This window comes from Stenotrophomonas sp. YJH_SMC_94-11, from assembly GCF_059370435.1.
This window is the reverse complement of record NZ_JCAFTR010000005.1, coordinates 14769-28993: the sequence shown is the minus strand read 5'-3', so window position 1 is coordinate 28993 and position 14225 is coordinate 14769. Positions and strand designations below refer to the sequence as shown.

The following is a 14225-nucleotide window of genomic DNA, read 5'->3' as shown; positions in this document are numbered from 1 at the left end:
CGGCACCGTGGAGACGTTCCCCCACCGCTGGAGTCGCCCATGTCCGCCGTCGCTTCCGCCGTTCCCACTCCCGCCACCAAGGCTACTCCCGGCATCGCCCTGGCGACCCGCGTGGCCGGCCAGGACACCCTGCTGCCGGCGCCGCTGCTGGCCCTGCTGGTGTCGCTGCACCGTGCGGTGGAGCCGGGCCGGCAGGCGAGGCTGCAGGCCCGCCGTGAACGCCAGGCGTTCTTCGACCAGGGCGGCCTGCCGGACTTCCGCGAAGACACCACCGCGATCCGTAGCGGCGACTGGCGCGTTGCACCGCTGCCGGCCGCGCTGCAGGACCGCCGCGTCGAGATCACCGGCCCGACCGACCCGAAGATGGTCATCAACGCGCTGAACTCCGGCGCCAAGGTGTTCATGGCCGACTTCGAGGATTCGACCTCGCCGACCTGGCGCAACCTGCTGGCCGGGCAGCAGTCGCTGGCCGCGGCGGTGCGCGGCGATCTCGAATACACCGCCCCCAATGGCAAGCATTACACGCTGCGCCCATACGACGAACAGGCGGTGCTGATCGTGCGCCCGCGCGGCTGGCACCTGGACGAGAAGCACGTACGCGTCGACGGCCAGTTCCTCGCCGGTGGCCTGTTCGACGCAGCGGTGTTCGCCTTCCACAACGCCCACACCCTGCAGGCGAAGGATCGTGGCCCGTACTTCTACCTGCCCAAGCTGCAGAGCATGGAAGAGGCGGCGCTGTGGGAGACCGCGCTGTCGCACATCGAGGGCATGCTCGGCCTGCCGCACGGCCAGATCAAGGTGACCGTGCTGATCGAAACGCTGCCGGCGGTGTTCGAGATGGACGAGATCCTGCACGCGCTGCGTGATCGCATCGTCGGCCTGAACTGCGGGCGCTGGGACTACATCTTCTCGTACCTGAAGACCTTCCGCCGCCACGCCGACCGCGTCCTGCCCGAACGTGGCCAGGTGACCATGACCCAGCCGTTCCTGAAGGCCTATTCGGAACTGCTGATCCAGACCTGCCACCGCCGTGGCGCGCATGCGATGGGGGGCATGGCCGCGCAGATTCCGATCAACAACGATGCCGCTGCCAACGAACAGGCGATGGCCCGCGTGCGCGCCGACAAGCTACGCGAAGTCAGCGCCGGCCACGACGGCACCTGGGTCGCGCACCCGGCGCTGATTCCGGTGGCGATGGCGATCTTCGACGAGCACATGCCCGGCCCGAACCAGCACGGCGTGCTGCGCCAGGATGTGCGCGTCGGCCGCGACGAACTGATCGCGCGGCCGCCGGGCACCATCACCCGCGCCGGCTTCGAAGGCAACGTGGAAGTCTGCGTGCGTTACCTGGCGGCGTGGCTGGATGGCAACGGCTGCGTGCCGATCCATCACCTGATGGAGGACGCGGCCACCGCCGAGATCAGCCGCAGCCAGTTGTGGCAGTGGCTGCATACGCCGGGCCAGCAGCTGGACGATGGCACCGCCATCGACCTGGCCCTGCTGGATTCCACCCTGTCGCAGCTGCCGGCACGGCTGGGCGATACCGCCGCGCTGCCCGGTGGCGCGCGCATCAGCGAGGCCATCGCCCTGCTCGGCGAACTGAGCCGCAGCGAAGAACTGACCGATTTCCTGACCCTGCCGGCTTACGCGCGCATCGATTGACTGCCGCCCGCGTCTACCGCCGTTTCCCTCCCCGCTGCACGCACGAACCGAACTGGAGAAAGACATGAGCAAGCTGCCCACTGCCGAACAGATCCAGCACGACTGGGATACCAACCCGCGTTGGGAAGGCATCCAGCGCAACTACAGCGCCGCCGACGTGGTGCGCCTGCGCGGCACCGTCCACATCGAGCATTCGCTGGCCCGCCTGGGTGCGGAGAAGCTGTGGGCGTCGCTGCACGAGCGCGAGTTCGTCAACGCGCTGGGTGCACTGACCGGCAACCAGGCCATGCAGCAGGTCAAGGCCGGCCTGAAGGCGATTTACCTGTCCGGTTGGCAGGTGGCGGCCGACGCCAACCTGGCCGGGCAGATGTATCCGGACCAGTCGCTGTACCCGGCTGATTCGGTGCCGGCGGTGGTCAAGCGCATCAACAACACGCTGCTGCGCGCCGACCAGCTGCATCACGCCGAAGGCAAGGATGACATCGACTTCCTGCAGCCGATCGTGGCCGATGCCGAGGCCGGCTTCGGCGGCGTACTCAACGCCTTTGAACTGATGAAGGCGATGATCGAGGCCGGCGCCGCCGGCGTGCACTTCGAGGACCAGCTGGCCTCGGTGAAGAAGTGCGGGCACATGGGCGGCAAGGTGCTGGTGCCGACCCGCGAGGCGATCGAGAAGCTCAACGCCGCGCGCCTGGCCGCCGATGTACTGGGCGTGCCGACCCTGCTGGTGGCACGTACCGATGCCGAAGCTGCGGATCTGCTGACCAGTGACATCGACGGCAACGACAAGCCGTTCACCACCGGTGAGCGCACCGTCGAAGGTTTCTACAAGACCCGCAACGGCCTGGCCCAGGCGATCAGCCGCGGCCTGGCCTATGCACCCTATGCCGACCTGGTGTGGTGCGAGACCGGCAAGCCGGACCTGGAGTTCGCCCGCAGGTTCGCCGAGGCGATCCACGCGAAGTTCCCGGGCAAGCTGCTGGCCTACAACTGCTCGCCCAGCTTCAACTGGAAGAAGAACCTGGACGACGCCACCATTGCCAAGTTCCAGCGCGAACTGGGCAGCTACGGCTACAAGTTCCAGTTCATCACCCTGGCCGGGTTCCATGCGTTGAACTACGGCATGTTCAATCTGGCTCACGGCTACGCGCGCCGCCAGATGAGTGCGTTCGTGGAACTGCAGGAAGCCGAGTTCGAAGCGGCCGAGCGCGGTTTCACTGCGGTCAAGCACCAGCGTGAGGTCGGTACCGGCTATTTCGATGCGGTGACCCAGGCGATCCAGCAGGGCCAGTCGTCGACCACCGCGCTGACCGGATCGACCGAGGAAGAGCAGTTCCACGGCGGGCGCAGCGAACGCGCGGCGTGATCCGGTGCGCCGCGTGATCCGGTAGTGCCGGCCGCTGGCCGGCAATCACAGGATGCTCCGGGCGCTGCGTGGCAGCCGGCCAGCGGCCGGCTCTACCGGGGCCTGGAAATCCGATCAGGGTGGCCAGGGAAGGGCCAGGCAACGCCGGCCGGTCGGGGGACCTGCCGGCGTTGTTGTATCGATGCAAGGGGGGCAGCCAGCGGGCAGCGTCAATCAGGCGCACCCCGGGTTCCGGCAACTTGGCCGAAACCCTGTGAAACCCGGCATCGAATTGATCCAGCAGGGGTTTTGCCCGGGCACCCGTGACCAGAACGGGCCACCACCGATCTTCACATCAATCAAGATCGGCAGAACGGTCAAAATGAGATAGGGCGCACACTTTAAAGCGGTGCTATGCTCCGCGGCTCACCAGGGGACGCTGGCGGCGGGTGCAGGGAATGACCGGCAGGGGTGCGGCCGAGAACAGTGATGTGACGACAGGTATCGCCCGGGTGGCGATGGCCGAGATCGTGCACGCGCTGTTGTCAGATGCCGAGGTGGCATTGTTTGCCAGATTCGCCCGCGCATGCAAGCTCCGTGCCGGACAGTGGCTGTTCCAGCGTGGCCACCGCGGCGAGCGCATGTATGTGATCCTCGAAGGCCAGATCGAACTGGACTTCGGCGAGGACCTGGTGATCAAGACACTCGGGCCGCATGAGTTCTTCGGAGAACTGGGCCTGCTGGTCGGCGACCACCTGCGCAGCGCCAGCGCGCGCGCGCTGGTCGACTGCGATGTGCTGGAACTGGGGCCGGCTGATTTCCACCGGCTGGTCGAATCCGATCCGGGCCTGGTGGCCTACTTCCTGCGCCGCACGATCATGCGCGTGCTGGCCAACGAACAGGCCCTGATCAGCCAGCTGCGCCGGCGCAACCACGATCTGGAAACCGCGCTGGACAACCTCTACATCACCACCCACCAGCTGACCCACACCCGCGAGCTGGTGCGTACCGATGAACTGACCGGTCTGCACAACCGCCGTGGCCTCACCCTGTACCTGCAGGAGTGCCGCGAGCGTGCCGAGGGGCCGCCGCAGGCGCTGCTGCTGATCGATTGCGACCGTTTCAAGCAGATCAACGACCGCCACGGCCACCAGGCCGGCGACCGCGTGCTGCAGAGCATGGGCAACATCCTGCGCTCGATGGCTGGCGAACAGGACCTGGCCTGCCGGCTTGGCGGTGATGAGTTCTGCCTGATGCTGCGCCGTGGCAACCGCGAGATCGTGCAGCACGCTGCCGAGTTCATCCTCAGCGCGGTGCACGGCCTGCTCGAGCGCAGCCATGGCACGCCGCATGTAAGCCTGGTCAGCATCGGAGCCAGCCTGCTGGATGCCGACGCGGACTGGAGCGAGTGGTATGCCAGCGCCGATCGGGCGCTGTACCGGGCCAAGCGTGATGGCGGCAACTGCCTGCGCTGGGTGGATGATCCGGACGGCCAATAGGGAGATGCAGGCGATGAATGGCGACAACGGAACGTCAGCCCCGCATAGCCCACAGCTACGCGCCCTGCTGTTCACTGATCTGTGTGATTCGCTGCAGCTGGTCGAGCGGATCGGCGACGTGGCGGCGGCGAGCCTGTTCCAGGAACACGACCGCCTGGTGCTGGTGCTGCAGCACCGCTGGAACGGCCAGCTGATCGATCGTTCGGACGGCCTGTTCATGCTGTTCGAGCGCGCCATCGATGCCCTGGGCTTCGCCCTGGACTACCAGCGCGAACTGCATGCGCTGGGCCAGCAGCGTGCGATTGAACTGCGCGCGCGTGCCGGCCTGCATGTGGGTGACGTGCTGACCTGGGAAAACAGTGCAGAGGCGGTCCGCGCCGGCGCCAAGTCGATGGAAGTGGAAGGCTTGGCCAAGCCGATGGCGGCGCGCCTGATGATGCTGGCGCGGCCCGGCCAGATCCTGTTGTCGGCGGTAGCCGAATCGCTGACCCGCCGTGCCACCGATGCGTTGGGCGAGCGCGGCACGCGCCTGTTGTGGAAGTCGCACGGGCGCTGGCGCTTCAAGGGCGTGGCGGTGGTACAGGAAGTGATCGAAGTGGGCGAGATCGGCTCCGCACCGCTGCGCATGCCACGTGCCAATGCCAAGGCCCGCCGCGACCTGCCGTTGTGGCGGCAGCCGCTGGTGCTGGCCGCCGAAGGCCTGGTGCTGGCGGTGGCGGTGCTCGGCGGCTGGCTGCTGCTGCGGCCGGAACCGGCGATTGCGTTCGCTGAGCGCGACTGGGTGGTGCTCGGCGATGTCGACAACCTCACCGGCGACCCGATCTTCGACGACTCGATGCGGCACGCGATCCGGATCGCGCTGGAGCAGTCGCGCTACGTGAACGTGCTGTCGGAGGGCAAGATCCGCGAAAGCCTGGAAATGGCGCGGCTCTCGGGCGATACCCGGCTCAGCCGCGATACCGCGGCCAACGTGGCGGTGCGGGAAGGCGCGCGCGCCGTGCTGTTGCCGACCGTGCGGCAGAAGATCGGTGGCTACGAGCTGGCCATCGACGTCGCAGCACCGGGCAGCGGCCAGGTGATCCAGACGTTCACCGCCACCGCGGATCGATCCGATCAGATGGTGTTCGCGGTGGACGATGTGGTCGGGCGCCTGCGGCGCGGACTGGGCGAATCGGTGGCGAGCCTGGAACAGTCGTTGCCGCTGCCGCGGGCATCGACCCAGGACCTGCGCGCACTGCGTGCATTCGCGCTGGCGGAGAGTGCACTGGGCCAGCGTCGCTTCGAGGAGGCGCGCAACCTTTACCAGGCGGCGATCGATATCGATCCCGGTTTCGCCCTGGCCTACATGGGCGTGGCCAAACTGCATGCGCGCGTCGAGGAAGGGCGGCGTGCACGCGAAGCCATGCAGCATGCGCTGGACCTGCAGGATCGGCTGCCGCCACGCGAGCGGCTGTACCTGAAGGCCTGGATGGCCGAGCTGGAGCCGGGTGGCTGGGCGCTGGAGCAATGGCGCACGCTGGCCAAGGTCTATCCGGATTCGTTCGCGGGGCTGTCCAACACGTCCTGGTACCTGCTGCAGGCCAACCAGTTCAGCGAGGCCGAGCCCTATGCGCGTGCCGCCGCAGTGCCGCAGGATCCGCTGCGGCTGTATCCGCTGGTCCACCTGGTGCGGATACAGATCGCTGCCAACCAACCGCAGCTTGCCGCCGAAACACTGGCACAGGCGCAGATCCTGCGCGGCCGTGATGACGCCGATGAGACCGGCGTGGATGTGCTGGTGGCGCAGGGGCAGTACGCCAAGGCAGCGAAGCTGTTGCCGCAGATCCATGCCAGCGATGCCCTGCAGCAGCGGATGAAGCTGCGTGCGCAGCTGCTGCTGGCGGCCGCGCAGCGCGACTGCCCGGCGATGCAGCGGGCGATACGCGAAGATGCAGCGGCGCCGACGCTGGTCGATCTTCAGGTGCAGCAGCGCCTGCAGCACGCCAGCGTGGCGGCGTTGTGCCCGGGCGCTGACCGTGCCGGGCTGCAGGCGATCGCGGCGCTGCTGCAGCCGATGCTGCAGGAGCGTGATGATCCCATGCTGCATGCCCGTGGCCTGCAATGGCTGGCACTGGTCCACCTGGCGCAGCGGCAGGGCCAGTTCGAACTGGCCAGGCGCTGGCTGGACGAGCAGCGGCCCCTGCTGCGCAGCCTGCGCAGTCCGGTCGCGGACCGCTGGCTGCGCATCGTCAGCGCCATGGATGAGCTGCAGATGCAGCGTCCCGAGGCTGCCCGCGCCCTGATCGAGCCGATCCTGGATGGCAGCGAGCCGGTGCAGGCGCGCGTCGTGCTGCTGCTCGCGCTGCGTGCGCAGGGCGATGAAGCCGCCGTGCGCCGCCAGCAGGCCTGGCTGGCCCAGCATCGCGGACAGGCCATTGCCGAGGTCACCGCCCTGCAGGTGTGGCAACCGCTGAACGTGTATGACGTCTCCACGTGGGCTACGCCGGCCACGGCCGGCGCGCCCTGATGGCGGGTCAGCCGTCGATGCGCTCGCCGACCTTGCCGGCTTCGAAGCAGAACACCACGGTCATGGCCGCCACCGACCCGGACAGGTGGGCCTGCAGCCCGTCACGCACTTGGCTCAGCTCCTCGACCGAGGCCAGGGTGCCGATCTTCATGCAGTCGTTCTCGCCAACGGCACCGTCCAGGCCGATCGAGGCCAGGGCCTTGGCCGGCGACGCGGTGAAGTGGCGGCGGAAGTCGTCGCTGCCGATCAGGTGGTCCAGCAGGGTGCTGGCGTCTGCGGCGGAAAGGCGGGGATGGGTGCTCATGGGGATCGTCCGTAGGTGGAGTTTCTCGTATCGGCCGCGACAGCCTGCCATTGAGGGCCGCGCTGCCCACATCGCTAAAGTTGGCCGCGCCGCGGTCGTTGCTGCTATGCCGGTTGTGCGGCAGAAGGAAGGAAACTTATGCGCCTGCGCCGCTGCGCCAGCCTGATGTTCGAACCCCGCGAGGCGGTCACCCTGGACCTGCGCGCGATGCTGGCCGGCCACGCCGAGATGGACAGCCAGATCAGCTGGGTGGCGCTGGCCGCACATCTGGACCAGCCACTGCCGGTGGACGCCGAGGAGCGCCAGCTGCTGGGCGAGCTCAGCGCGCACCGCTGGAGTGAACCGCCTGCCGATGCCTCCCCGGCGATGCTGGCCCGCCTGGTCGAGCAGGGCCTGCTGCTGACCGACCCGCCGAGCGAGGTGGGGCACCAGCTGCGCGACGAGGCGCTGCGGCGCAGCCAGTGGTGGCCGCTAGCCGCGCTGGCCCATCGCCATGCGCGCTGGCAGGCCGTGGACAGCGTGGAGGACATGCGTCGGCAGGGGTTGGACACCGCTGCCGGCCTGCGCCAGCGCCTCGGGCCGCCACCGCCGGTGGTGCAGCCCATGCAGGGCGACTACCAGCCGCTGCCGCGCAGCGAAGAGGCCGCGTTCGACGCACTGCTGGCGCGCCGCACCACCTGCCGCAATTTCGACCCGCAGCGCGCGCTGCCGCTGCCATTGCTGGCCCAGGTGCTGCAGCGCACGCTGATGGCGCACGCGGTGCAGAAGGTCGAGCGCGATACCGAGTTCCTGAAGAAGAACGTGCCTTCCGGTGGCGGCCTGCATCCTACCGAAGGCTTCCTGCTGGTGCAGAACGTGGAAGGACTGGCACCGGGCCTGTACCACTACCACCCGGTGCAGCACGCCGTGCTGCCGTTGCCCTCGCCACCGCCGCAGGCACTGCCGGCGCTGGCGCGGCGGATGCTGTCCGGGCAGGCGTGGTTCGCCGACGCGCCGGCGCTGCTGGTGCTGGCGCCGCGCTATGACCGCTGCTTCTGGAAGTACCGCAACCACGCCAAGGCGCATCGTGCGGTGACGCTGGATGTTGGCCACATCTCGCAGCTGCTGTACCTGTGCGCGACCGAGCGCGGGCTGGCGGCGTTCGTGACAGCGGCCATCAACGATGCCGATGTCGATCGTGCCTTCGGCTTCGATGGCATCGGTCAGAGCGCGATGGCCATCTGCGGCCTGGGCTGGCGCAGTGCCACGCTGGACACGGCCGAATTCGATCCCGCAGGTCGGGTGACGGCGGGCGACGACCGCTGAGCGACCGTCGCCCCGGCGTTCACGCCGCTTCGAAGTCCACCAGCACCGCGCCGTCGCTGACCTGGTCACCGGCCTTGGCGCGGTAGCCCTTCACCGTGCCGTCGGCCGGCGCCTGCAGGGTGTGCTCCATCTTCATCGCTTCCAGCACCACCAGCGGCGTGCCGCGCTTGACCTCGGTACCGGCGGCGACCAGCGTGGCCACGATCTTCCCGGGCATTGGTGCCAGCAGGCTGCCGGCATCGGCCACGGCGTGGTCCGATTCGCTCACCGGATCATGCAGGGTGAAACGGTGCTGGCCGTCGGTGCCGAACAGGTACAGCTGGTCACCGTCGCGCAGCAGCTGCAGCGACCCGCGGCGGTCGCCCAGCTGTACCGCCAGCCCCCGTACATCGGCTGTGCCGATCACCTGCACGGGTGCCGCGTCGTCGCACTGCACGCGCCAACCATCGGTCTGCGCCCACACCTTCAGCGTGTGCCGGCGTTCACCCTGCTGCAGCGGAAGCACGCGTGGCGCGGGCGCGCCAAGGCGCCAGCCATCCTGCACCTGCCACGGCGAATGCGGGTCGCGCGCGTCGCTGGCTGCACCTGCAGTAGTGGCCACGGCGGCCACCGCCGCCAGCAGCCACAGCGCATCATCGCTGTCACCTACCCGGCCCAATGCGGCCTGCTCGCGCTCGATCAGCGCGGTATCCAGCTTGGCGTGGGTAAACGAATCGGTGTTCACCAGGCGGCGCAGGAAACCGGCATTGGTGGTCACGCCCACCACCTGGCAGTCGGCCAGGGCCTGGCTCATGCGGCGCAGCGCGGCGTCGCGGTCCACGTCCCAGACGATCAGCTTGGCAATCATCGGATCGTAGTACGGCGTGATGCTATCGCCTTCCTCGACACCGGTATCCACGCGCACATGAGTCGACGGCGACGGCAGGCGCAGGCGGCGCAGGAGGCCGGTGGACGGCAGGAAACCACGGTCGGCGTCTTCGGCATACAGCCGCGCCTCGATGGCGTGGCCGTGGATCGCCAGCTGCTCCTGGCGCAGCGGCAGCGGCTGGCCCGAGGCTACGCGCAGCTGCCACTCCACCAGGTCGGTGCCGGTGATGTACTCGGTGACCGGATGCTCGACCTGCAGGCGGGTGTTCATCTCCATGAAGTAGAAATCACCGTCCGGGCCGGCGATGAATTCCACCGTGCCAGCACCGACGTAGCCCACCGCGCGCGCGGCATCGACCGCGGCCTTGCCCATCGCAGCACGACGTTCGGGGCTCATGCCCGGGGCGGGTGCTTCTTCCAGCACCTTCTGGTGGCGGCGCTGCACCGAGCAGTCGCGCTCGAACAGGTAGACCGCCTCACCGTAGCTGTCGCCGAACACCTGGATCTCGATATGGCGCGGGCGCTCGACGTACTTCTCGACCAGCACATGGTCGTTGCCGAATGCCGAGGCGGCTTCGCGCTGGCAGCTGGCCAGTGCATCGACGAAGTCCTCGCTGCGTTCGACCTTGCGCATGCCCTTGCCACCGCCACCGGCGCTGGCCTTGATCAGCACCGGGTAGCCGATGGCATCGGCCTGCGCGCGCAGGAAGTCCGGCGCCTGCTGGTCGCCGTGGTAGCCCGGGGTCAGCGGCACACCGGCCTTGGCCATCAATGCCTTGGCGGCGCTCTTGTCACCCATCGCGCGGATGGCGCTGGCCGGCGGCCCGATGAAGGTGATGCCGGCGGCAGCGCAGGCATCGGCGAAGTCGGCATTCTCGGACAGGAAGCCGTAGCCGGGGTGGATCGCCTGCGCGCCGGTCAGGCGTGCGGCGTCGAGCAGGGCATCGCCGCGCAGGTAGCTCTCACGCGCGGCGGCCGGGCCGATGTGGATGGCCTCGTCGGCCAGGCGTACGTGGCGTGCGTTGCGGTCGGCATCGGAATACACCGCCACGGTGGCGATGCCGAGGCGGTGGCAGGTGGCGATGACGCGGCAGGCGATTTCGCCGCGGTTGGCGATCAGGACTTTGGTGAACATGGCAACAGGCTCGGTCATGGCACGGGTTACATGCGGAACACGCCGAAGCGCGTCTGCTGCGGGGCGGCGTTGAGGCTGGCCGACAGCGCCAGCGCCAGCACCCGGCGGGTGTCGGCCGGATCGATCACGCCGTCGTCCCACAGGCGCGCGCTGGCGTAGTACGGGTGGCCCTGCTGCTCGAACTGGTCGCGGATCGGTGCCTTGAACGCGTCTTCCTCCGCTGCCGGCCACTGGCCACCCTTGGCCTCGATGCCATCGCGCTTGACCGTGGCCAGCACGCTGGCGGCCTGTTCGCCACCCATCACGCCGATGCGCGCGTTCGGCCACATCCACAGGAAGTTCGGCGAGTATGCACGGCCGCACATGCCGTAGTTGCCGGCACCGAACGAGCCACCGATCACCACGGTGAACCTGGGTACCTTGGCGCAGGCCACCGCCATCACCAGCTTGGCCCCGTCCTTGGCGATACCACCCTGTTCGTACTTTCGACCGACCATGAAGCCGGTGATGTTCTGCAGGAACACCAGCGGGATGTTGCGCTGGGTGCACAGCTCGATGAAGTGCGCGCCCTTCAGTGCCGACTCGGAGAACAGGATGCCGTTGTTGGCGATGATGCCGATCGGGTAGCCGTTCAGATGGGCGAAGCCGGTGACCAGCGTTGCGCCGTAGCGCGGCTTGAATTCGTCGAAGCGTGAGCCATCGACCAGCCGCGCGATCACTTCGCGTACGTCGTAGGGCTTGCGCGTATCGGCCGGGATCACCCCGTACAGTTCGTGTGCCGGCAGCAGCGGTTCCTCGGGCGCCTGCACCGCCATCGCCGGTTCCGGCTTGCGCCAGTTGAGCTGGGCGATGATCGCGCGCACCCGTGCCAGCGCCTGCAGATCGTTGTCGGCCATGTGGTCAGCCACGCCGGAGATGCGCGTGTGCACATCGGCGCCGCCCAGTTCCTCGGCCGTCACCACTTCGCCGGTGGCCGCCTTCACCAGCGGCGGGCCGCCAAGGAAGATCGTGCCCTGCTCGCGCACGATCACCGTCTCGTCGCTCATCGCTGGCACATAGGCACCACCAGCGGTGCAGCTGCCCATCACGCAGGCGATCTGCGGAATGCCCTGCGCCGACAGGTTGGCCTGGTTGTAGAAGATGCGGCCGAAATGGTCGCGGTCGGGAAAGACTTCGTCCTGCAGTGGCAGGAACGCACCACCGGAATCGACCAGGTAGATGCACGGCAGGTGGTTCTGCTCGGCGATCTCCTGCGCGCGCAGGTGCTTCTTCACCGTCATCGGGTAGTAGGTGCCGCCCTTGACCGTGGCATCGTTGGCCACGATCACGCATTCCACGCCACTGACGCGGCCGATGCCGGCCACTACGCCAGCGGCCGGCACGGCGTCTTCGTACATGCCGTGCGCAGCCAGCGGCGCGATTTCCAGGAAGGCGCTGCCGGGGTCGAGCAGCGCGTCGATGCGGTCACGCACCAGCAGCTTGCCGCGCGCGGTGTGCTTGGCGCGTGCGGCTTCGCTGCCACCCAGCGCGGTGCGGGCGAGGGTGGCATGCAGGTCGTCGACCACGGCTTGCATGGCCGCGCGGTTGCTTTCAAACGTTTCGCTGCCCGGTTGCAGCTGGGTGCTCAATACGGTCATCGCAGTGGCCTTACAGGGTGCGCTGGAACAGTTCGCGGCCGATCAGCATGCGGCGGATCTCGGACGTGCCGGCGCCGATCTCATACAGCTTGGCATCGCGCCACAAGCGGCCGGTCGGGTATTCGTTGATGTAGCCGTTGCCGCCGAGGATCTGGATCGCCTGGCCGGTCAGCCAGGTGGCCTTCTCGGCGGCGTACAGGATGGCACCGGCGGCGTCCTGGCGGGTGGTGCGGCCCTGGTCGCAGGCACGTGCCACGGCATAGACATACGCGCGGCAGGCACCCAGGCCCACGTACATGTCGGCGATCTTGGCCTGGATCAGCTGGAAGCTGCCGATCGGCTCGCCGAACTGGTGGCGCTCGTGCACGTACGGCATCACCACGTCCATCGCCGCAGCCATCAGGCCCAGCGGGCCACCGGACAGCACCACGCGCTCGTAGTCCAGGCCGGACATCAGCACGCGCACGCCACCGCCAACCTGGCCCAGCACGTTCTCTTCAGGAATCTCGCAATCCTGGAACACCAGCTCGCAGGTGGGCGAAGAGCGCATGCCCAGCTTGTCCAGCTTCTGCGCGGTGGAAAAGCCCTTCATGCCCTTCTCGACCAGGAACGCGGTGATGCCCTTGGCGCCGGCCTCCATGTCGGTCTTGGCGTAGACCACCAGCACGTCGGCATCCGGGCCGTTGGTGATCCACATCTTGTTGCCGTTGAGCACGTAGCGGTCGCCGCGCTTGTCCGCACGCAGCTTCATCGACACCACGTCCGAACCGGCGCCTGGTTCGCTCATCGCCAGCGCGCCCACCTTGGCGCCGCTGCACAGGTCGGGCAGGAAGCGCTGCTTCTGTTCCTCGTTGCCGTTCTTGCGCAGCTGGTTCACGCACAGGTTGGAGTGCGCGCCATAGGACAGGCCGATGCCGCCGGACGCGCGCGAGATCTCTTCCATCGCCACCACGTGGGCCAGGTAACCCATGCCGGTGCCGCCGTATGCTTCTTCCACGGTGAGGCCCAGCAGCCCCTGTTCGCCAAGCTTCGGCCACAGCGCCAGAGGGAACTGGTTGCTGGCATCGGCCTCGGCGGCCAGCGGAGCGACCTCGGCGGCGGCAAAATGGGCCACGCTCTGGCGCAGCAGGTCGATGTCTTCGCCAAGATCGAAGTTCAGGGATGGCACGTGCATTGTGGTGGCTCCACGGCGGGATGGCAGGAATGGACGCACCCGGCGGGGGAGTGGGGGGCGGTCTGCAGGACCGCCACCCACACGGGCGATGGCCCCAGCGTAGCGGGGTTCGGGTAAGAAGTGAATACGAATTCAAAAATTGAAACTAGAATCAGAACATGGCTTATAAACGCTCTGCATTGATGGAAGAACGCCTGGCGGGCGCCCGTGAACGGATCCTGCTGGCCACCCGCGAGCTGGTCGCCACTGGCGGCTGGCGCAATGCCCCGGTGACGGCCGTGGCGACCCAGGCCGGGGTGTCCACCGGCCTGATCTATCGCCACTTCCCGTCCAAGGCAGAGCTGTTCGTGGAAGTCCTCAATGCCGCCGTCGCCCACGAGGTCGCGATCATGGAGCGCATCGCCAGTGGCCCGGAGGCGGCCAGCGAGCGGCTGCGGCTGGCGATCACCGCCTTCGTCCGTCGTGCCCTGGCCGGGCCGGGGCTGGCGCACGCCTTCATCGTTGAACCGGTCGACCCGGACGTGGAAGCCGAGCGCATGCGCGGCCGTCGCGCCTTCGGCGACGTGTTCCTGCGGCTGGTGGAGGAGGGCGTAGCGGCCGGCGAGCTGCCGGTGCAGGACGCGCATGTGGCCGCCGCGTGCCTGGTCGGTGCCTTCACCGAAGCGATGGTCGGCCCGACCGCGCCCAGCCGCGAAGCGCACCGCGACGAGGATGCGCTGGTGGATGCGATCTGCAGCTTCTGCCTGCGTGCGATCGGCGCCCCCGCAAAACGGTAGCGCCGGGCCATGCCC

The 14225-nt window shown here is 68.2% G+C and carries 10 protein-coding genes; 6 read left to right on the top strand and 4 right to left on the bottom strand.

Annotation, left to right across the window (positions count from 1 at the left end):
• Positions 1 to 39: 39 nt before the first annotated feature.
• From aceB to AC5P74_RS10530, 4 genes are all read left to right on the top strand, one after another.
• Positions 40 to 1662 (top strand): malate synthase A, encoded by a 1623-nt coding sequence (aceB, locus tag AC5P74_RS10545; RefSeq protein WP_346607963.1) that lies wholly within the window; start codon positions 40 to 42, stop codon positions 1660 to 1662.
• Between the two features lie 64 nt (positions 1663 to 1726).
• Positions 1727 to 3028 carry an isocitrate lyase gene (aceA, locus tag AC5P74_RS10540; protein ID WP_346607962.1) on the top strand — a complete coding sequence of 434 codons (1302 nt, stop codon included), beginning with the start codon at positions 1727 to 1729 and terminating at the stop codon, positions 3026 to 3028.
• Between the two features lie 437 nt (positions 3029 to 3465).
• A complete protein-coding gene (locus tag AC5P74_RS10535; RefSeq protein ID WP_206619868.1) occupies positions 3466 to 4506 on the top strand; it encodes a GGDEF domain-containing protein in 1041 nt (346 codons plus the stop codon).
• A 13-nt stretch (positions 4507 to 4519) separates the two neighbouring features.
• Positions 4520 to 7012, top strand: coding sequence for a putative peptide modification system cyclase (locus AC5P74_RS10530; RefSeq protein WP_495204915.1), 2493 nt, complete (start codon positions 4520 to 4522; stop codon positions 7010 to 7012).
• A 7-nt stretch (positions 7013 to 7019) separates the two neighbouring features.
• Here the strand turns inward: AC5P74_RS10530 and AC5P74_RS10525 are convergent, their stop codons facing one another.
• Entirely contained in the window at positions 7020 to 7316 is a 297-nt protein-coding gene (locus AC5P74_RS10525; protein WP_065178400.1) for an NHLP-related RiPP peptide, read from the bottom strand.
• Positions 7317 to 7454: 138 nt separating this feature from the next.
• On the opposite strand from AC5P74_RS10525, the gene AC5P74_RS10520 reads away from it, so the two are divergent.
• A complete protein-coding gene (locus tag AC5P74_RS10520) occupies positions 7455 to 8621 on the top strand; it encodes a putative peptide maturation dehydrogenase (RefSeq protein ID WP_005420721.1) in 1167 nt (388 codons plus the stop codon).
• Between the two features lie 19 nt (positions 8622 to 8640).
• Here the strand turns inward: AC5P74_RS10520 and AC5P74_RS10515 are convergent, their stop codons facing one another.
• The 3 genes from AC5P74_RS10515 to AC5P74_RS10505 are packed head-to-tail and all read right to left on the bottom strand — an operon-like array spanning position 8641 to position 13434.
• Positions 8641 to 10623 (bottom strand): acetyl/propionyl/methylcrotonyl-CoA carboxylase subunit alpha, encoded by a 1983-nt coding sequence (locus tag AC5P74_RS10515; protein ID WP_171958048.1) that lies wholly within the window; start codon positions 10621 to 10623, stop codon positions 8641 to 8643.
• Positions 10624 to 10649: 26 nt separating this feature from the next.
• A complete protein-coding gene (locus AC5P74_RS10510; RefSeq protein WP_206619872.1) occupies positions 10650 to 12260 on the bottom strand; it encodes a carboxyl transferase domain-containing protein in 1611 nt (536 codons plus the stop codon).
• Between the two features lie 10 nt (positions 12261 to 12270).
• Positions 12271 to 13434 (bottom strand): isovaleryl-CoA dehydrogenase, encoded by a 1164-nt coding sequence (locus AC5P74_RS10505; protein WP_053499282.1) that lies wholly within the window; start codon positions 13432 to 13434, stop codon positions 12271 to 12273.
• Positions 13435 to 13592: 158 nt separating this feature from the next.
• Here AC5P74_RS10505 and AC5P74_RS10500 point away from each other — a divergent pair, with 158 nt between their 5' ends.
• Positions 13593 to 14210 (top strand): TetR/AcrR family transcriptional regulator, encoded by a 618-nt coding sequence (locus AC5P74_RS10500; RefSeq protein WP_053499280.1) that lies wholly within the window; start codon positions 13593 to 13595, stop codon positions 14208 to 14210.
• Positions 14211 to 14225 lie beyond the last annotated feature (15 nt).